Raw genomic sequence first — 15458 nt, 5'->3', positions numbered from 1 at the left:
GGCCATCAAGCTCCCTCCTCACAAAGGAACTATCTGTTTTAGACAATCAAAATAAGCGGTTAGCGGTCCACTTCAATCAACCTGCCCTCCCGCTCCTGAATCACATTCCGTTCAAGCAGTCGGTTGAGGTAACTCTCAATACTCGAGTCCCCTAAACCGTAAATGTGGTCCGCCGACAACCATTCGCCTACGATCTGCCGGGGCGTTTTAGGGGCAACCTGAACCAGATTCAGCAATTGGTTTTCGATGATCGTTAACCCATCCTCTCTTACCTGCAAACGAGCCAGATGAGCCTGTAAGGCATCGCGCAGGTAACGCAGTCGGCCAAAATCGTCTGACAATAAATGAGTCAGTGCCTGCGCATCCGATGTAGCGTAAGCTGCCCACACACGAGCCGCCAGCGCCAGTTCATAATCGGTCAGGGATTCGGCCTGGGGATACAAAGACGCCAGTTGAGGTCCTGTCAGCTGACCAAGTCCTTTAAAATCAGGAACGCCGTCAAACTGATTGACCGACACCTGTTTCAATACAGGTTTCTCCAAACCCACGTTCGAAAAACGCGACAGCAGAAATACCAGATTGATCTGGCAAAACAGATCGTGTTCAAACCAAAGAACAATCTGATCGTAAGCGTTGGGTTGAACGATGCGGTTAAATTCAGCAATTACGTTCTGCGAATACATCTCCGCATCGTCTGGCTGATTGCCAAACTCAGTACTCAGCCAGTTTTCGCGCAATGCCCATAAGGCGGCATCAGGCTGGCTGGCTTCCAGCAGTGGCCCTTCGGAAAGCATTTCGCGCCATACAGCCACCTCACCAGGCAGCCCCGCTTCCGCAAACGAATACGCCGTAGCATCGCCATTCAATACGTGCAGGATTCTTTCCATAAGTCTATGTTGTTGCTCAAAACCCCTTAAGGCCTATTTACCCAAAGGTACTTTTCTTCTCCCGGAAATCCGTACGAATCAGCGCTTAAGCTGGAAGGTATACCCAAAATGTAGCCCCTGCACCGGGCGTACTGGTCGCTGTAATTCCCCCACCGTGAGCTTCGGCTACGCGCTGGCATATCGCCAGCCCGACCCCCGTGCCCGCGTATTCGTTCTTACCATGCAGGCGCTGAAAAACCTGAAAGATGCGATCTACATACTGGGCGTCGAACCCGATCCCTTTGTCGCACACGCTGATCTGATGAAATACAGTGGCAAGGCTGGTTGGCTTCACGGATGGCGGCAGTTCATTGCGGGGTCGAAGGGCGCTGCGCACCTCCACAATTGGCCGTTGACCAGGGCGGTTAAATTTCAGGGCATTGGCCAGCAGATTCTGAAAGAGTTGTTCCAGTTGCGAAGCATCCCCATTCACCATCGGTAAACTATGGACAACAACCTCGGCTTGCTGCTGGCTAATCGTCCAGTCGAGCGTTGTCAGTACATCAGCCATCACGTCTGCCAGAGAAACCAATTGAAACTCCTGCTGAACAGTTGGCATCCGCGAATAAGCCAGGAGGTCTTTAATCAGCACCGACATGCGAGACCCTGCCAGATTGATTCGCTGAAGATAGTCGCTGGCGGTTTCAGTCAATTGCCCCTCCAGTTGATTCGCCAACAGGGTACTGAACGACTGAATTTTCCGTAGGGGTTCCTGCAGATCGTGACTGGCGATGTAAGCGAACTGTTTTAGATTTTCATTTGAGCGATTCAACGCTTCAATTTTAGCTTCAAGCTGGAGTTGCAGGTGCCTTAACCGGGTAAAATCAGTAAAGTGAATAACGACCTCTTCGTCCAGTTTGAAGGTACTCATCAGATTATACAGGTCAAGCCCATCTTTATCATAATGAATCTCGAAGGTGAGTGACTGCCCCGTTTTATAGGTTTCGACGGGATTGGTAAAACTTACCGTTTCGAAATAACCCGGAAACACCTCTCCTACCCGTTTGCCTTGCAGTTGATCGGGCGTCGTGTTTGCGTAGGCCGCATACGCCTGGTTCGTAAACCGAAAGCGAAAATCCACGATTTCGCCATGCTCAATTACGGGCTGAAGTACCTGCAAAGGCTCTTTCAACAGATTGATAATGGTTTGCAGATATTCGTTTGCCTGAGCCACTTCCATCAGTTGTACTTCATGGGTCACATCCACAACCGTATGAATGATGTAAGCGAGTGCCCCATCAGGGCCGAAAACGGGTTTGTTGACCGGGCGCCAGGCACGCCCTTCCAGTATACCCGTATGTGCATTGGGCCACAGGTGGCGCTGGTCGGCCATCGCCTGAACCTGTCCGGTGTGCAGCACCTGCAATAACGATAGCCGAAGTTGGTCAGCAACACCCTCATTATGGCCATCGCTGAAAAAGGCATCGAATAACCCACATCCAACGAGAGGTTCCCGCTGTAGATTGAGTGCTGCCAGGTACTCGTCCGATACCGCAAGAACGGTGAAGGTCGGGGCATCAGGTTTCAGTACCAGATGCTTACCAGGCATTGCATTAAGAAGATGAATAGGGATGGACTGGCCATCCAGTTCTTTTGAAGAGAAAGGCATCGTCAGGAACCCTCCTGGTGGGTTTTAATGATCGTTGTCCATGAACTGGTGTTCGCTGGAGCAAATCAGAAATATAGAGATCACCTACTACCGATCTAAAATTATAGGCAAAATAGTTATTTACCTAAAACATATGTATAAAACATCGTTTCCGAACGTTATGAGCGGCTTACGAACTGGCTCACAACTAGCTACAGCATCCATCAATCAGCTTATCATCAGAAACTCACCCATTCGTTATAACCAGGAAAAGTCTATAGACTTCTTATCAGCCTTCGTGCCGAATTCGTACCTTGCAGAAAAATTAAGTATAGACAGTACGTACACTATTCTCTCATGAAAACCAACCGATTTTTAAGTCTTTCAGCAGCCGTCCTGCTAACCGTAAGTGCCATCAACCCAACCCTTGCTCAGTTAAAAATACCAGCCGCCAGCCCTTCCCAGACAACTAAACAGAGTTTTGGACTGGGCGAAATTACCCTTGAGTACTCAAGACCTGCCACCAAAGGCCGGGCAATTTTTGGCGATCTGGTCCCTTTCGATAAAGTATGGCGTACGGGCGCCAATGCAACCACCAAAATCACCTTTTCGACCGACGTAAAATTTGGCGGGAAAGACGTAAAAGCCGGAACATATGGCTTATTCACCATCCCCGGCAAATCGAGCTGGCAGGTGATGCTGTCGAAAGATCTGAATCTGGGAGCCAACGTTGGGGATTATAAGCAGGAGAACGAAGTAGCACGGGCTGAGGTAAAAACAACAACCTTACCCTTCAAGGTAGAAACCTTTACGATCAACATTGCCGATATTCTACCCAGCTCGGCCACGCTCGAAATCATGTGGGACAAAACCCGCGTGGCGGTACCGCTCACGGTCGACATCGACCAGACCATTACCCAGAATATAAAGGCGTCGATGGCATCGGAGAAACCAGCCTATTTCGAAGCCGCCAGCTACTACTATGAAACCAACCGGGATTTGCCGCAAGCCCTGACCTGGGTGACCAAAGCAACCGAGCAAAATCCGAGCGCCTTCTGGATCATGCTGCTGAAAGCCCGGATCGAGCTTAAACTGAACGAGAAGAAAAACGCTATTGCCAGCGCCCAGAAAACGGTTGAACTGGCCACTGCGGCCAAGAATGGCGATTACGTAAAAATGGCAAACGACCTGATTGCCAGCGCCAAAAAATAACCGCTTTTGATCAGACCGATTCGAATTTGTTTCAAACAGAAAAGCAGACCGAAGCGCTTCGGTCTGCTTTTCTGTTTGAAACAAAAGGGAGTTATCTGGATAAATCACCCGGCCCAGCTCTCGCGGTCGAGACTCCGGTACTGGATGGCTTCGGCCAGGTGTTCGATTTTGATTTCTTCGCTACCCGCCAGATCGGCAATGGTGCGCGACACTTTCAGAATACGGTCGTAGGCACGCGCCGACAGCCCTAGCCGCTCCATGGCTGTTTTGAGCAGGGCCCGTCCGGCGTCGCTGATTAGGCAAACTTCCTTCACCATTTGCGAAGGCATCATGGCATTGGAATAAATTCCCGCATGCTGCTCAAAACGGGTCGTTTGAATGGCTCGTGCCCGAATTACCCGCTCCCGAATCACTTCGCTTGACTCAGCGGGTCGGTTGGCCGTCATCTGATCGAACGAAACCGGGGTTACCTCAACGTGCAGATCGATCCGGTCCAGCAGCGGCCCACTGATTTTAGCCAGGTATTTCTGGACTACCCCCGGCGCGCAGACACACTCTTTATCGGGATGATTATAATATCCGCAGGGACAGGGATTCATGCTGGCGATGAGCATAAAACTAGCCGGAAATTCTACCGCCCATTTGGCCCGTGAAATGCTTACTTTCCGATCTTCGAGCGGCTGACGCATCACTTCCAGCGCCGACCGTTTAAACTCGGGCAACTCATCCAGAAACAACACCCCATTGTGCGCCAGAGAGATTTCGCCAGGTTGCGGAAAGCTCCCTCCGCCAACCAGAGCCGCATCGGAAATGGTGTGGTGCGGTGCTCGATACGGCCGGGTTGCAATCAACGTCGCTTTGGCTCCCAGCTTACCAGCCACCGAATGAATTTTGGTTGTTTCCAGAGCCTCCTGCAACGTAAGCGGTGGAAGTATAGTTGGCAAACGCTTCGCCAGCATGGTTTTACCGGCTCCGGGTGGACCAATCATAATGGCGTTGTGCCCTCCGGCAGCTGCAATTTCAAGCGCCCGTTTGATATTTTCCTGCCCCTGCACATGCGAAAAATCAACGTCGTAGGCATTCACCTGGGTCATGAACAGATCGCGGGTATCGCTTACCAACGGGGCAATGTCTTTTTTACCCTCAAAGAACTCTACCGCTTCCTGCATACTTGATACGCCAATAATATCCAGATTATTGACAATGGCGGCTTCCTGAGCGTTTTCGACGGGCAGGACAAACCCTTTGTAACCCCGTTTTCGGGCCTCAATCGCAATCGGCAACACGCCTTTTATGGGCCGTAGAGAGCCATCAAGGGCCAATTCACCCATAATGACGTACTCTTCCAGACTACGCTGAGCCGTCGTTTGCTCCGACGCCTGCAATACGCAGAGTGCAATGGGCAGATCATAGGCTGAACCCTCTTTCCGAATATCGGCAGGAGCCAGATTCACGACAATTTTCTGACGCGGCATTCGATAGCCAAAAAATTTCAGCGACGCTTCTACCCGTTGCTCACTTTCTTTAACGGCGCTATCGGGCAGACCCACTAAATGAAAATGCAAACCCTGTGCAACAACAACTTCTATGGTAATCAGGCTGGCATTGACGCCATAAACAGCCGCTCCAAACGTTTTGGCTAACATACTGCAGAACAAGTAAACGAATCAGGTCTATTTGTCTCAAAACTACGCCACCCAGAGGCAATAAAAAAGAACGGGAGAGGTTTAATGTATTTTCGATTCACCTTGTCAAAATAAACTGATTTCTGAAGGGCAAATTACGCCATTCGGCTTATCTTCGTACAGGGCAATCAAGCACCGTAATTCGTACCGCATTCTCAGTATGTCTTTATTTATTACCTCGTTGAATTCGGGGAGCAACGGAAATTGTTATTATGTTGGCAATGAACAGGAAGCCGTCCTGATCGACGCGGGCATCTCATGCCGACAAACCGAAACACGCATGCAGCAACTGGGTTTGTCGCTCCAAACGGTCAAAGCCATATTTGTATCGCACGAACATTCGGACCACATTATTGGTATTCCGCAATTGGCCCGCAAATACCAACTCCCGGTTTTTATTACCCCTCATACGCTACGGCACGCCCGGTTGCCCGAAAAACGATTCCCGATTCGAACCCTACAAGCCTACGAACCTGTGCAGATTGGTGAGCTGAGCATTACTGCGTTTCCGAAATTGCATGATGCCAGCGACCCGCATAGTTTTCTCGTCAGCTTTCAGGGCACCAACGTTGGTGTTTTCACCGATATTGGGGAACCGTGTGAGCATGTCATTCATCATTTTCGCCAATGCCATGCCGCCTTTCTGGAAGCTAATTACGACGACGACATGCTGGAGAAAGGCCGGTATCCGTACTACCTGAAACGTCGGATTCGCAGCGAAAAAGGGCATCTGTCCAACCAGCAGGCCTTAGATCTTTTTCGGGCGCACAAACCATCGTATATGAGTCATGTGCTGCTATCGCACCTTTCGAAAGACAACAACACCCCGCAACTGACCCGCGACTTGTTCACTCCGCATCTCAACGGCACCGAGCTGATTGTGGCCTCGCGTTCCGAAGCTACACCTATTTTCAGAATCAATGCAGAGGTTGAGAGTTCGGTAAGCGTATAACCTGTGTCGGCATCCCGTGTCTGTGGCTTCACAGACACGGGCGTAGCACGAAGACTTCCTGGGCCTAAGCCCGATACCACTGAGCACTTCTGACGATTTAGTCATCGTCATCATCGTCGCCGTCTCCCTCATCGTCGTCCATACCTTTGCCCAGGCGAACGAAGGCTCCGCGACGGGGAGCGGGCATACTACTCTTAGGGCCGCGAACCGTTTGCCAGACGATTTCGCTAAAGATCAGATCGTCGATGTCGTCGGGGTGCGTCAGATTGAATTGTAGGGACCGCTTCGAATTGTAATTGACCGCTACGTTTTTCTCATTCAGATCGATGCCTGCTTCGTGTGATTTGAATGGTGTTGGGTTTGCGGTTTTGGCAAAACACCGCCACATGGGCGTAGCAGCCGCATCGTACTGGCTCATGGGTTTCAGCCCTAAAATCAGTTCGATGGTTCGTAGCATCCCCGAAGTCGAATACATGGTGTGATCGACAAATCCTCGTTTGACGAACCCTCCGGCTACAAACGCAATGGAGCGGTGTGCATCGACGTGGTCAGGACCGTTCTGGGCATCATCTTCCAGAATAAAAACAACCGATTCGTTCCAGATGGGGCTTTTCGACAGATGCTCCACCAATCGGCCAACGGCCAGATCATTATCGGCAACAGCGGCATCGGGTGTGGGTAATCCGACCCGAGCGCCCGACGTATGATCGTTGCCCATACGGATGGTGTTCAGTTTGGGTAAGGTGCCAGCCGCCACCAGTTTATCGAACTCATTCTGCCAGGCCTCTTCGCGTTTTATATCGAGATACCCCAGATCGAACCCTTTAAAATCAGGGCAGTAGTGCCCCTGAAGCACTTTATCTTTCGGCTTCTCGTCGGTAAACCAGCCGTAGCTTCGGTACGAAATCCCGGCCCGCTCGCAGTGATTCCAGATGAAGCCATCGCGCGGGTAAGCAATTTCTTTCTGGCCTTCGTAATCATAGGTGCCCCCCCGACCGCCATAGCTGGTTACCCAGTTTTTTTCGACATAATCATTCGCATAAGCCGCCGATGACCAGTTGTGTCCGTCGGCACTTACTTCGGCATCGACGTAGAAATTATCCAGCAGCACAAACTCTTTTGCCAGGGCATGTTGATTAGGGGTCACTTTCTGCGGGAACAGGCAAAGGCTGGCGTCACCATTTCCTTCGGGCATATCGCCCAGAATCTGGTCGTAGGTCCGGTTTTCCTTAATCACATAAAACACATACTTGATCGGTGATTTGTCGCCTACCCGCATCGGAATCGGATTGCCGGGTTCGCCTTCGGCCTGAAGTTCCTTGCTTTTGGTATAAGGCGTATTGGCGTATACCAGCCGCGAATACGCCGACAGTAACCCCGCATCGGGCCTATCGATGATGGAAAGGGTTCCCTTAAATAGCCCAGCAATATACTGCACTGGCCCCGGATTGGCCTGTGGATTGGGGCCTACCTGCTGCGGAGTTCGGGTCCGGACGGGGTTCGGCCCACGCGGGTTCGCCTGCGATGAAAACCCTTTTCCGTTGGTTACGAAGATTTTTGACCCAATTACTTTAACGGCCGTCGGATACCAGCCCGTCGGGATAAATCCACTGGCCTGGCTGTGACCTTTTCGGGTTACATCGAATACGGCCAGACAGTTGTTATCGGCGTTGGCAATGTACAGGGTGTTCTCATCGTCGCTCAGCGCTAAACCATTCGGCGTAGTGCCCACAGGTGCATTGGGAAAAAGCGATGCGGTGAGGGTTTCGATGACCTGTCGTTTAGCTACATCGATCAGGGCAACAGTATTGTCATTCCCGTTGGCCACAAACAAGTACTTCCCATCGCGGGTCATCAACAGGTCGTTCGGATTTTTGTTGGTAGCGATCCCGGCTGTTACGGTTTGTGTGGCGGTGTTAATGACCAGCACTTTAGATCCTCCCCACAATGATACAAACAGTTCCGTTTTATCGGGCGAGAGCAGGCAGGTGTACGCAGCCGCCCCAAGATTCAGTTTCTGAACCGTTTTTCGGGCTTTGGTATTGACAATATAAAGCGAGCTATCCTCTTTGGTAACGACGTAAAGTCGACTTTTGGCGTCATCGACACACAGCCCTGCCGGAGAGATTTTTACGGGCCACGGCTTACCCAAACTAATCGGCTCATCGGCTTGCAGATTTCCGTTATCGAGCGAGTAAACCAGAATTTTATTGTCATTCCCGCCCGATGCATATACCCATTTCTCGTCTTCGCTGAACGCTAGCCCCAGATACGCTTTTCCAACTTTTGCGGTATCGACAATCTGTTCGGTCTGGGCATCGATCAGGGTAATGCTCTGCGTACTCTGCCCATTGTTGGTAACGGCCAGGTATTTCCGGGATGGCGACACGACCAGATTAAGCGGCAGATCGTCGAGTTTGAGGCTGCGACCCGGTGGAGTCAGCGCCCAGCCATTGGGTAGTTTCACCCGCGTAGCCGCCAGTTTTTGATAGGCTTCGGTCTCTTCCGAAGACGAGGCATTTCGTCGACAACTACCGACCAGCAAAAGGGCCAGCAACGCACAGAGACTACAGATATAACCAGAGCGATTCGCCATGTTTCAAATAGGTTGGAAGGTTAAACCGGGAAGTTTTTTTGAGCCTTCCCGGTTTAATCTAAAGCCAATAGCTGATTTTCTCTAATCGTCTTCATCGTCTTCTTCCTCGGCCCCAGCCAGTTCGGCGGGATAGCGCTTTTTCCCTTTGGCTGCAAACCATAAAATTCGATTCAACAGATCATCATGCCCCCGATCAATCTGGTAAAATCCGTGCTTGATGGATTGGTTGGCAAACCGAAGCGCAGACCCTTTCAACCCCGTTGGCGACGGGTTCATTTCGGCCAGATTGACCCGGTTCGGTAACACTTTATAAGCAAATGAGCGGTCGGGCTGGTCGCTAAAGCAATCAAACATAGGCAGGGCCGTTGCGTCGATCACATTCATGGGTGGCAAGCCCAGAATCTGCTCCATCGTTCTGACCATCGATGTCTGGTTGTAATTGGTATGGACCGTTTTCTGTAAGCGTGAATATTGACTGACGATGTAGCCTGTGGTTCGGTAGGCCGATACGTGGTCCCACCCCGCCTGCGAATCATCTTCCGTAATAAAAATGACCGTCGATGCGGCAAACCGGCTATGAGTAATTGCGTCGACAATCCGGCCCACCGCCAGATCATTGTCGGCAACCATAGCTCTGGGTACCGGAAAAGCCGGATTCAAACCGGACGTATGGTCGTTGGGCAGCGACATCACCATCAGGTTCGGCAGATCGGCATTGGGATTGGCTTCTATCGCCTTCAGTTCTTTAATGAAGGCATCGGCCCGCATCTGATCACTGATATTCTCATCGTCGCAACCCGGAAAGTCCATCGACAAATAGGGACGGATGCGCGAAATAGTCGTGGTATTTGTATACGAGAATGGCTTGCTTTCCTGACGCATCTGGTACAGGTTTTTCCAGTTGTATTGTTTCCCGTCGAAATGGCAGGTGCAGGCTTCGCCATAGAGCCGAACCGTTTTGCCATGATCAAGCGCGTTGTTCCAGATCAGCCCTTTTTTATCGTACACCAACGCGTCGTACAGCACGTGGGGGTAGCTTCGGAACCAGGCCCGGACGTTCTTCTCGGTGTAGTCGGTTACCATAGCAGCACTGGCCCAATGATGCCCCTCGGCCGACGATTTTCCCGATACATAGTAATTATCCATGAGCAAATAATCGCGGGCAATCCGGTGCTGATTAGGGGTTACGCTATCACCAAAAATACATAGGTCGGGCATTCCTGTTCCTTCCGGCATGTCGCCCAGTACCTGATCGTAGGTCCGGTTTTCTTTAATGATATACAGCACATGCTTAAACACCGACGGTTCGCCAATGCGCTCAGGTACGGGCCGGGGTGCCACATTGGGCCGGGGTACCTGTTCGGTCAGCGACAGCCGAAACTGGAGACTTTGCTGCTTCACCTTTTCTGTATAAGCACTTAGCTGGCTTTCCGTTGGGAGAGGAATAAACGAGATAGACGCCAGTTGTTTGTGCGAGTTAAAGGCCTTCAACTCCTTTTTTGTTGGCTGACCTCCCTGCTCGACGGGGTTGGCAATCCGGGGGCCAATCGCTTCGAGGTTCGTTACGTAGAGTTCACCGTTATTGAGCACCAGCCCAGATGGATACGCCTGCGTTGGAATGTACCCTTTGATCTGATGGTTCCCTTTGCCATTTGTTGAGGCAGTCTTCCCCAGCGAAACCACACAAACGGCGTTGTCCATGCCATTAGCCACATACAGCGTCGTGCCCTGCGGATCGATGGCCAGTGCGTTGGGTGTACTGCCAATGTAGCCATTGCCCCGGTTGAATAATCCGACAAAAATAGAATCGGTTACCTGCTGCTTTTGTGCATCAATAACCGACACATGATCGCTATTGCCATTGGCTACGTATAAAAACCGACCATCGGGGCTGCTAATGATGGCATTAGGATGCAGCCCAACCGACAACTCCGATTCAGGTTTACCCTGTTGAAGGTCAATGACCGAAACCGTACCACGAACCATTGCTCCCGTTTTAGGATCAACATAGGCACTCCCCCAGGGTACACCCGCCGTTTCGAAACCATTGGCGGGGTTCGGTACCGGACCGGCCCAGTTGGTTACGTAGGCTTTTTGCCCAAGTAAGGTCAGGCCGTAGGGAGCCACGCCCGTTGGGGTCGCCCAGATGGTATGCTGATCCCGTACCCGAACTTTTACGAGCTGGTTATTCCCGTTCAGCACCGTGTACAAATATAACTCGCCCGACTCTTCCCGAACGGCCACTTCATTCGGCAAGGCGATGGTCGCCGGAGCCAGGGGTTCGAACGGAATGGTCCGAATCAATCGGGCGCGGGTTCCATCCCAAACGGCCTGCACCACATAGGAGTTGGGTTTCCCCCGGCCACCAGCCCCCCAGAAAATATAAGTCGAATCGTGGTAAACAATGGCTTTTATGCCTGAAAACGAACTCATACTCCCGCGCAGGTTCGAGGCTTTGGCATACTCCCAGCGAGAAATAAGCTGATGGGCGTTGGCATCAAAAAAAGCCACGCCATACCGATCTTCAACCGCCAGGGTCTTTCCATCGGGCAGCAATACAGCATCCAGGCTATGATTCTCCTGACTGGCATCACCAAAACTGACCGACTGCCCGGCTGCGTCGATAATCCGGTTGTAGGGCATCAGAAAAGGCGACTTCAGATTGTACAGTGTACTATCGTCCGTTGCGGTTTTGTAAGCAGACGGGCCGTAGCCCGACGACGGATTCAAGGCATGACGGCATCCTGGCAGCAGGACACACACAAGCAGGGTGATCAGCCCGTAGAGTAGCGATGTAAAGTAGGTATTCATAAGACGCAGTTGCCAGCGGAGCCAGAAAGATAGCCAAAGAATCGCTACCCGGCGGCAACTCGCAACGATACGCCTTACGATTTAATAGTATGAAAACATAGATCTACCCACGTCTGTCAAAGAAAACTGATCAGGAATATAGTTTACCATTCATCTGGAGATTTTCTGCTTTACCAGTGTTTGTAAACGAACGATCAGTTTACCCATAGCCGCTTTATTATTCGCCAGAAGTACGCAACCGCTGTTGAGTTCCGGAAAGGCGGAAATATGCGACGTAAAGCCCGGTGTGCTGCCATTATGCTGAATATCCCGATAATTGTCTACCTGACGAACACCCCAGCCCAGGCCCGTACCGTTTTGCGTGGGCTGATGCGTCAGGAGAATAGCTTGATCTTTTTCGGCTAGTTGTGCCAGCATGTACCGCACCATATCCACCAGATCAGCGTGAATATCCCCAGCAGGGCCAAACAAACCCTCATCCTGAAAAAGAATCGGTCGACCATTTTCACTATATGGGGTTGCCAGTTGCCTTTTATCCTCGTTGACCAGTTGGTAGGTTGTATGAACCATACCAAGCGGCCCCGTAATGTACTGCCGTAGCAACTGGGCATACGACTGATGATACACATTTTCCAGAATATGCCCTAGCAGGGCCATCCCCCAGTTAGAATACATAAACTTATAACCCGGTACTGTATCCAATTTTATGGCCCGTAATGCCTGGTAACATAAAACGGAGTCATAATTCGCTTCAGGCATTAAGGGGTTATACCCTCGCTGATCACCTATATTAGTGGGCATTGCGGGTAACCGAGACGTATGATTCGCTAAATCCTGTAACGTAATCGAATGATCGGCATAACTCAAATTAGGAAATTCCCCTGGCAAATAACGCCGAATATCGTCCGATAAAGCGACTTTGCCATCCAGTACAGCCTTGCCCAGCAGGGTAGCGGTAAACGTCTTGGTAATCGAGCCTATTTCGTAAATTGTTTGTGAAGTAGGCAGATGGCCACTTCCTTTCTGCGTTTCACCGTATTGATAGATAGACACTTTACCAGCCTTTATCAGCCCAATGGAAAGTCCGGTTGCTCTGGGTCACGAAAGTAATCTCGTACCAGGCTATCCACCGCCCGATCCATATCTGTTTTCAGTGGGTTATTGCTTTGTACCTGAGGAGCAACGGCCGATAAGCTAATCGGTACATTCGATAAACCGAAACTATTGAATCGTCGATCAGGGGTCACTTTTAAGAATAGAAGCATGTCCCTGATTTCGAATTGCAGATGATACGAAATCCCACCCTTAGTCTCTTCCTGCGATACCACGGAGATAATATTGCCACTATTGCGATTGCTCTTCAGGTAGCTAACCAGTCGATCTTCCGAAATATGGTTGGAGAAGGCTGTATCAGCCAACTGATAGATACCTTTGAAATCATTCCGATTGAACCGGGCAATAATCGAATCCCTTACCGAATTATAGACCACGGAATTGACCTGGGCAACCGCCGGACTGCAAGGAAGTAAGCCGATAACAAGGATACAAATTCGATAAACCATACCGGAGAATAGATTAAATTGTCTTATCAAAGGCGGCAGAAACCACCAATGTACCCCCAATGACTCAGTCACTTATCAAATTGTTGCACAGCACATAGCCTCCCCTCTTGATTAATTCTACATTATTTTTTTCTGCCTTTTTTCGTCTCCCAATCAGTTATAGACCCAATTCAGGCTCGTTCAACCCCTTTTTGTCTCTGTATCAACGGCATTTTATACGGAATAAAATTTTGTGAAACATTCCGTGGAACATTTCTTGCTTTCGTGGAAACTATCCGGCATCTTTGGACCTGCAACGTACAAACCGATGGGTAAAGTCATTGCTATCGCCAACCAGAAGGGGGGCGTCGGTAAAACTACAACAACGATAAATCTGGCCGCCAGTTTGGCCGCCCTCGAATTTCAGACGCTTATTGTTGACGCAGATCCTCAGGCGAACTCCACGTCGGGACTGGGTTACAATCCGAAGGAAATCGAAAACAGCATTTACGAATGCATGGTCGAAGGTGTTCGGCCGCAGGACGCTATTATCCAGACGGACTTCCCGAACCTGGACCTGCTGCCTTCACACATTGACCTCGTAGGTGCTGAGATCGAAATGATTAACCTCCAGAATCGGGAGGATAAAATGAAAGAAGCACTCGGTAGCCTGCGCGATGAGTACGATTTCATAATCATTGACTGTTCGCCTTCGCTCGGATTGATTACCATCAACAGTTTAACGGCTGCTGACTCGGTCATTATTCCGGTTCAGTGCGAATATTTTGCGCTCGAAGGATTGGGTAAATTACTGAACACGATCAAGATCATCCAGTCGCGGTTAAATACGCATCTGGCCATCGAAGGCATTCTGCTGACCATGTATGATTTGCGGGTTCGCTTGTCGAATCAGGTGGTGAGTGAGGTTACGAGCCACTTCCAGCAAATGGTGTTCAATACCATTATTCCGCGCAATATTCGGCTCAGCGAATCACCCAGCTTTGGGGTTCCGGCTCTGGCTCAGGATGCCGATAGCAAAGGAGCCGTTAGTTATTTAAACCTGGCTCGCGAGATTTTGATTAAAAACGGCATGATGCCACAAGAAGCATAAAACATGTATGATGTATGATGTATGATATAGGATTGCTTTTCCGCGATCATGTATCCTATATCATACATCCTATATCATACATCTTTACGCATGGACAACACCAAAGCACCGAATAAGAAGATGATAGGATTGGGCCGTGGCTTAGGTGCCTTGCTGCACGATACCGAAGCGGTCAACCGACAGTCGAAACCGTCGCCGTACGAATCCATCAGTACGATGACCGAAATTGGTCTGTCGCAGATTGAAACAAACCCTTTTCAGCCTCGTACCCGATTCGATGAAGAAGCGCTTCAGGAGCTTGCCGATTCGATTCGGACTCAGGGCATTATCCAGCCGATTACGGTTCGGCAACTGGGCAAAGAACGCTATCAGCTGATTGCCGGAGAACGCCGTTTACAGGCCTCCAAAATAGCCGGGCTTACGCACATCCCTGCCTATATCCGCACAGCCAACGACCAGCAGATGCTGGAAATGGCGCTGATCGAAAACATTCAGCGTGAAAACCTCAACGCCATCGAAATTGCGCTTAGCTATCAACGGCTCATTACCGAATGTAGCCTGAAACAGGAAGAACTGGGCGAACGGGTTGGCAAAAACCGGACCACTGTCAACAACTACATCCGACTGCTGAAGCTGCCCCCCGTGATACAGGCTTCTCTTCGCGACAATAGAATTTCGATGGGCCACGCCCGGGCTATTATCAACATCGAAAATCCCGAAACGCAAATCCGACTTTTCACGAAAGCCGTTGACGAAGAATGGTCGGTTCGAAAAGTAGAAGAAGCCGTTCGGAATTTATCCGATGGAATCGAAGAAACCACTAAAAATCGGCGGATAACGCTCCCTAAACAGGAAATTCGTAGCCTGCAGTTCAAGCTCTCCTCCTTGTTTGGTACCCGCGTGTCGATCAAAGCCGATGAGAAACATAAGGGCGAGATCAAAATTCCGTTCACCTCGCAGGAGGAGTTGGCCAAAATTCTGGAAGTACTGAACTCTCAGAGCTGAACGCATAGCTTAGTCGTGTTAAATTACCTTA

Annotated in this window: 11 protein-coding genes; 4 read left to right on the top strand and 7 right to left on the bottom strand. The window is 50.4% G+C overall.

What is annotated here, in order from left to right:
- Positions 1-59: 59 nt before the first annotated feature.
- Positions 60-887, bottom strand: coding sequence for a DUF1835 domain-containing protein (locus B153_RS0101695; RefSeq protein WP_020594924.1), 828 nt, complete (start codon positions 885-887; stop codon positions 60-62).
- 85 nt (positions 888-972) lie between these two features.
- Positions 973-2535 carry a sensor histidine kinase gene (locus B153_RS0101690; RefSeq protein ID WP_020594923.1) on the bottom strand — a complete coding sequence of 521 codons (1563 nt, stop codon included), beginning with the start codon at positions 2533-2535 and terminating at the stop codon, positions 973-975.
- 336 nt (positions 2536-2871) lie between these two features.
- On the opposite strand from B153_RS0101690, the gene B153_RS0101680 reads away from it, so the two are divergent.
- The gene (locus tag B153_RS0101680) at positions 2872-3726 is read left to right on the top strand and encodes a DUF2911 domain-containing protein (RefSeq protein ID WP_020594921.1); all 855 of its coding nucleotides are present in this window, start codon (positions 2872-2874) and stop codon (positions 3724-3726) included.
- Positions 3727-3830: 104 nt separating this feature from the next.
- Here B153_RS0101680 and B153_RS0101675 read toward each other — a convergent pair whose 3' ends face one another.
- Positions 3831-5372, bottom strand: a complete 1542-nt coding sequence (locus tag B153_RS0101675; protein WP_020594920.1) for a YifB family Mg chelatase-like AAA ATPase — start codon at positions 5370-5372, stop codon at positions 3831-3833.
- Between the two features lie 199 nt (positions 5373-5571).
- Between B153_RS0101675 and B153_RS0101670 the strand changes: the two genes are divergently transcribed.
- A complete protein-coding gene (locus tag B153_RS0101670) occupies positions 5572-6363 on the top strand; it encodes an MBL fold metallo-hydrolase (protein WP_020594919.1) in 792 nt (263 codons plus the stop codon).
- 97 nt (positions 6364-6460) lie between these two features.
- On the opposite strand, the gene B153_RS0101665 is transcribed toward B153_RS0101670, so the two are convergent.
- From B153_RS0101665 to B153_RS0101650, 4 genes are all read right to left on the bottom strand, one after another.
- Positions 6461-8959 (bottom strand): alkaline phosphatase family protein, encoded by a 2499-nt coding sequence (locus B153_RS0101665; RefSeq protein ID WP_020594918.1) that lies wholly within the window; start codon positions 8957-8959, stop codon positions 6461-6463.
- 81 nt (positions 8960-9040) lie between these two features.
- Entirely contained in the window at positions 9041-11770 is a 2730-nt protein-coding gene (locus B153_RS0101660) for an alkaline phosphatase family protein (protein ID WP_020594917.1), read from the bottom strand.
- A gap of 150 nt (positions 11771-11920) precedes the next feature.
- A complete protein-coding gene (locus B153_RS0101655; protein WP_020594916.1) occupies positions 11921-12823 on the bottom strand; it encodes a serine hydrolase domain-containing protein in 903 nt (300 codons plus the stop codon).
- A gap of 14 nt (positions 12824-12837) precedes the next feature.
- Positions 12838-13332: a hypothetical protein gene (locus B153_RS0101650; RefSeq protein ID WP_020594915.1), complete on the bottom strand. Its 495-nt coding sequence runs from the start codon at positions 13330-13332 to the stop codon at positions 12838-12840.
- 307 nt (positions 13333-13639) lie between these two features.
- On the opposite strand from B153_RS0101650, the gene B153_RS0101645 reads away from it, so the two are divergent.
- Positions 13640-14422 (top strand): ParA family protein, encoded by a 783-nt coding sequence (locus B153_RS0101645; RefSeq protein WP_020594914.1) that lies wholly within the window; start codon positions 13640-13642, stop codon positions 14420-14422.
- A 90-nt stretch (positions 14423-14512) separates the two neighbouring features.
- A complete protein-coding gene (locus B153_RS0101640; RefSeq protein ID WP_020594913.1) occupies positions 14513-15427 on the top strand; it encodes a ParB/RepB/Spo0J family partition protein in 915 nt (304 codons plus the stop codon).
- The last annotated feature ends 31 nt before the right edge of the window (positions 15428-15458 follow it).

The organism is Spirosoma panaciterrae DSM 21099 (assembly GCF_000374025.1).
Classification (GTDB): domain Bacteria; phylum Bacteroidota; class Bacteroidia; order Cytophagales; family Spirosomataceae; genus Spirosoma; species Spirosoma panaciterrae.
The sequence above is the reverse complement of the archived record's forward strand: the minus strand, read 5'-3'. Positions and strand labels throughout refer to the sequence as shown.

Bases quoted from the DNA above. Each gene is read 5' to 3' on its own strand.
- B153_RS0101690 (WP_020594923.1), bottom strand. From the start codon at position 2,535: ATGCCTTTCTCTTCAAAAGAACTGGATGGCCAGTCCATCCCTATTCAT.
- B153_RS0101660 (WP_020594917.1), bottom strand. From the start codon at position 11,770: ATGAATACCTACTTTACATCGCTACTCTACGGGCTGATCACCCTGCTT.
- B153_RS0101670 (WP_020594919.1), top strand. From the start codon at position 5,572: ATGTCTTTATTTATTACCTCGTTGAATTCGGGGAGCAACGGAAATTGT.
- B153_RS0101675 (WP_020594920.1), bottom strand. From the start codon at position 5,372: ATGTTAGCCAAAACGTTTGGAGCGGCTGTTTATGGCGTCAATGCCAGC.
- B153_RS0101650 (WP_020594915.1), bottom strand. From the start codon at position 13,332: ATGGTTTATCGAATTTGTATCCTTGTTATCGGCTTACTTCCTTGCAGT.
- B153_RS0101680 (WP_020594921.1), top strand. From the start codon at position 2,872: ATGAAAACCAACCGATTTTTAAGTCTTTCAGCAGCCGTCCTGCTAACC.
- B153_RS0101695 (WP_020594924.1), bottom strand. From the start codon at position 887: ATGGAAAGAATCCTGCACGTATTGAATGGCGATGCTACGGCGTATTCG.
- B153_RS0101665 (WP_020594918.1), bottom strand. From the start codon at position 8,959: ATGGCGAATCGCTCTGGTTATATCTGTAGTCTCTGTGCGTTGCTGGCC.
- B153_RS0101640 (WP_020594913.1), top strand. From the start codon at position 14,513: ATGGACAACACCAAAGCACCGAATAAGAAGATGATAGGATTGGGCCGT.
- B153_RS0101645 (WP_020594914.1), top strand. From the start codon at position 13,640: ATGGGTAAAGTCATTGCTATCGCCAACCAGAAGGGGGGCGTCGGTAAA.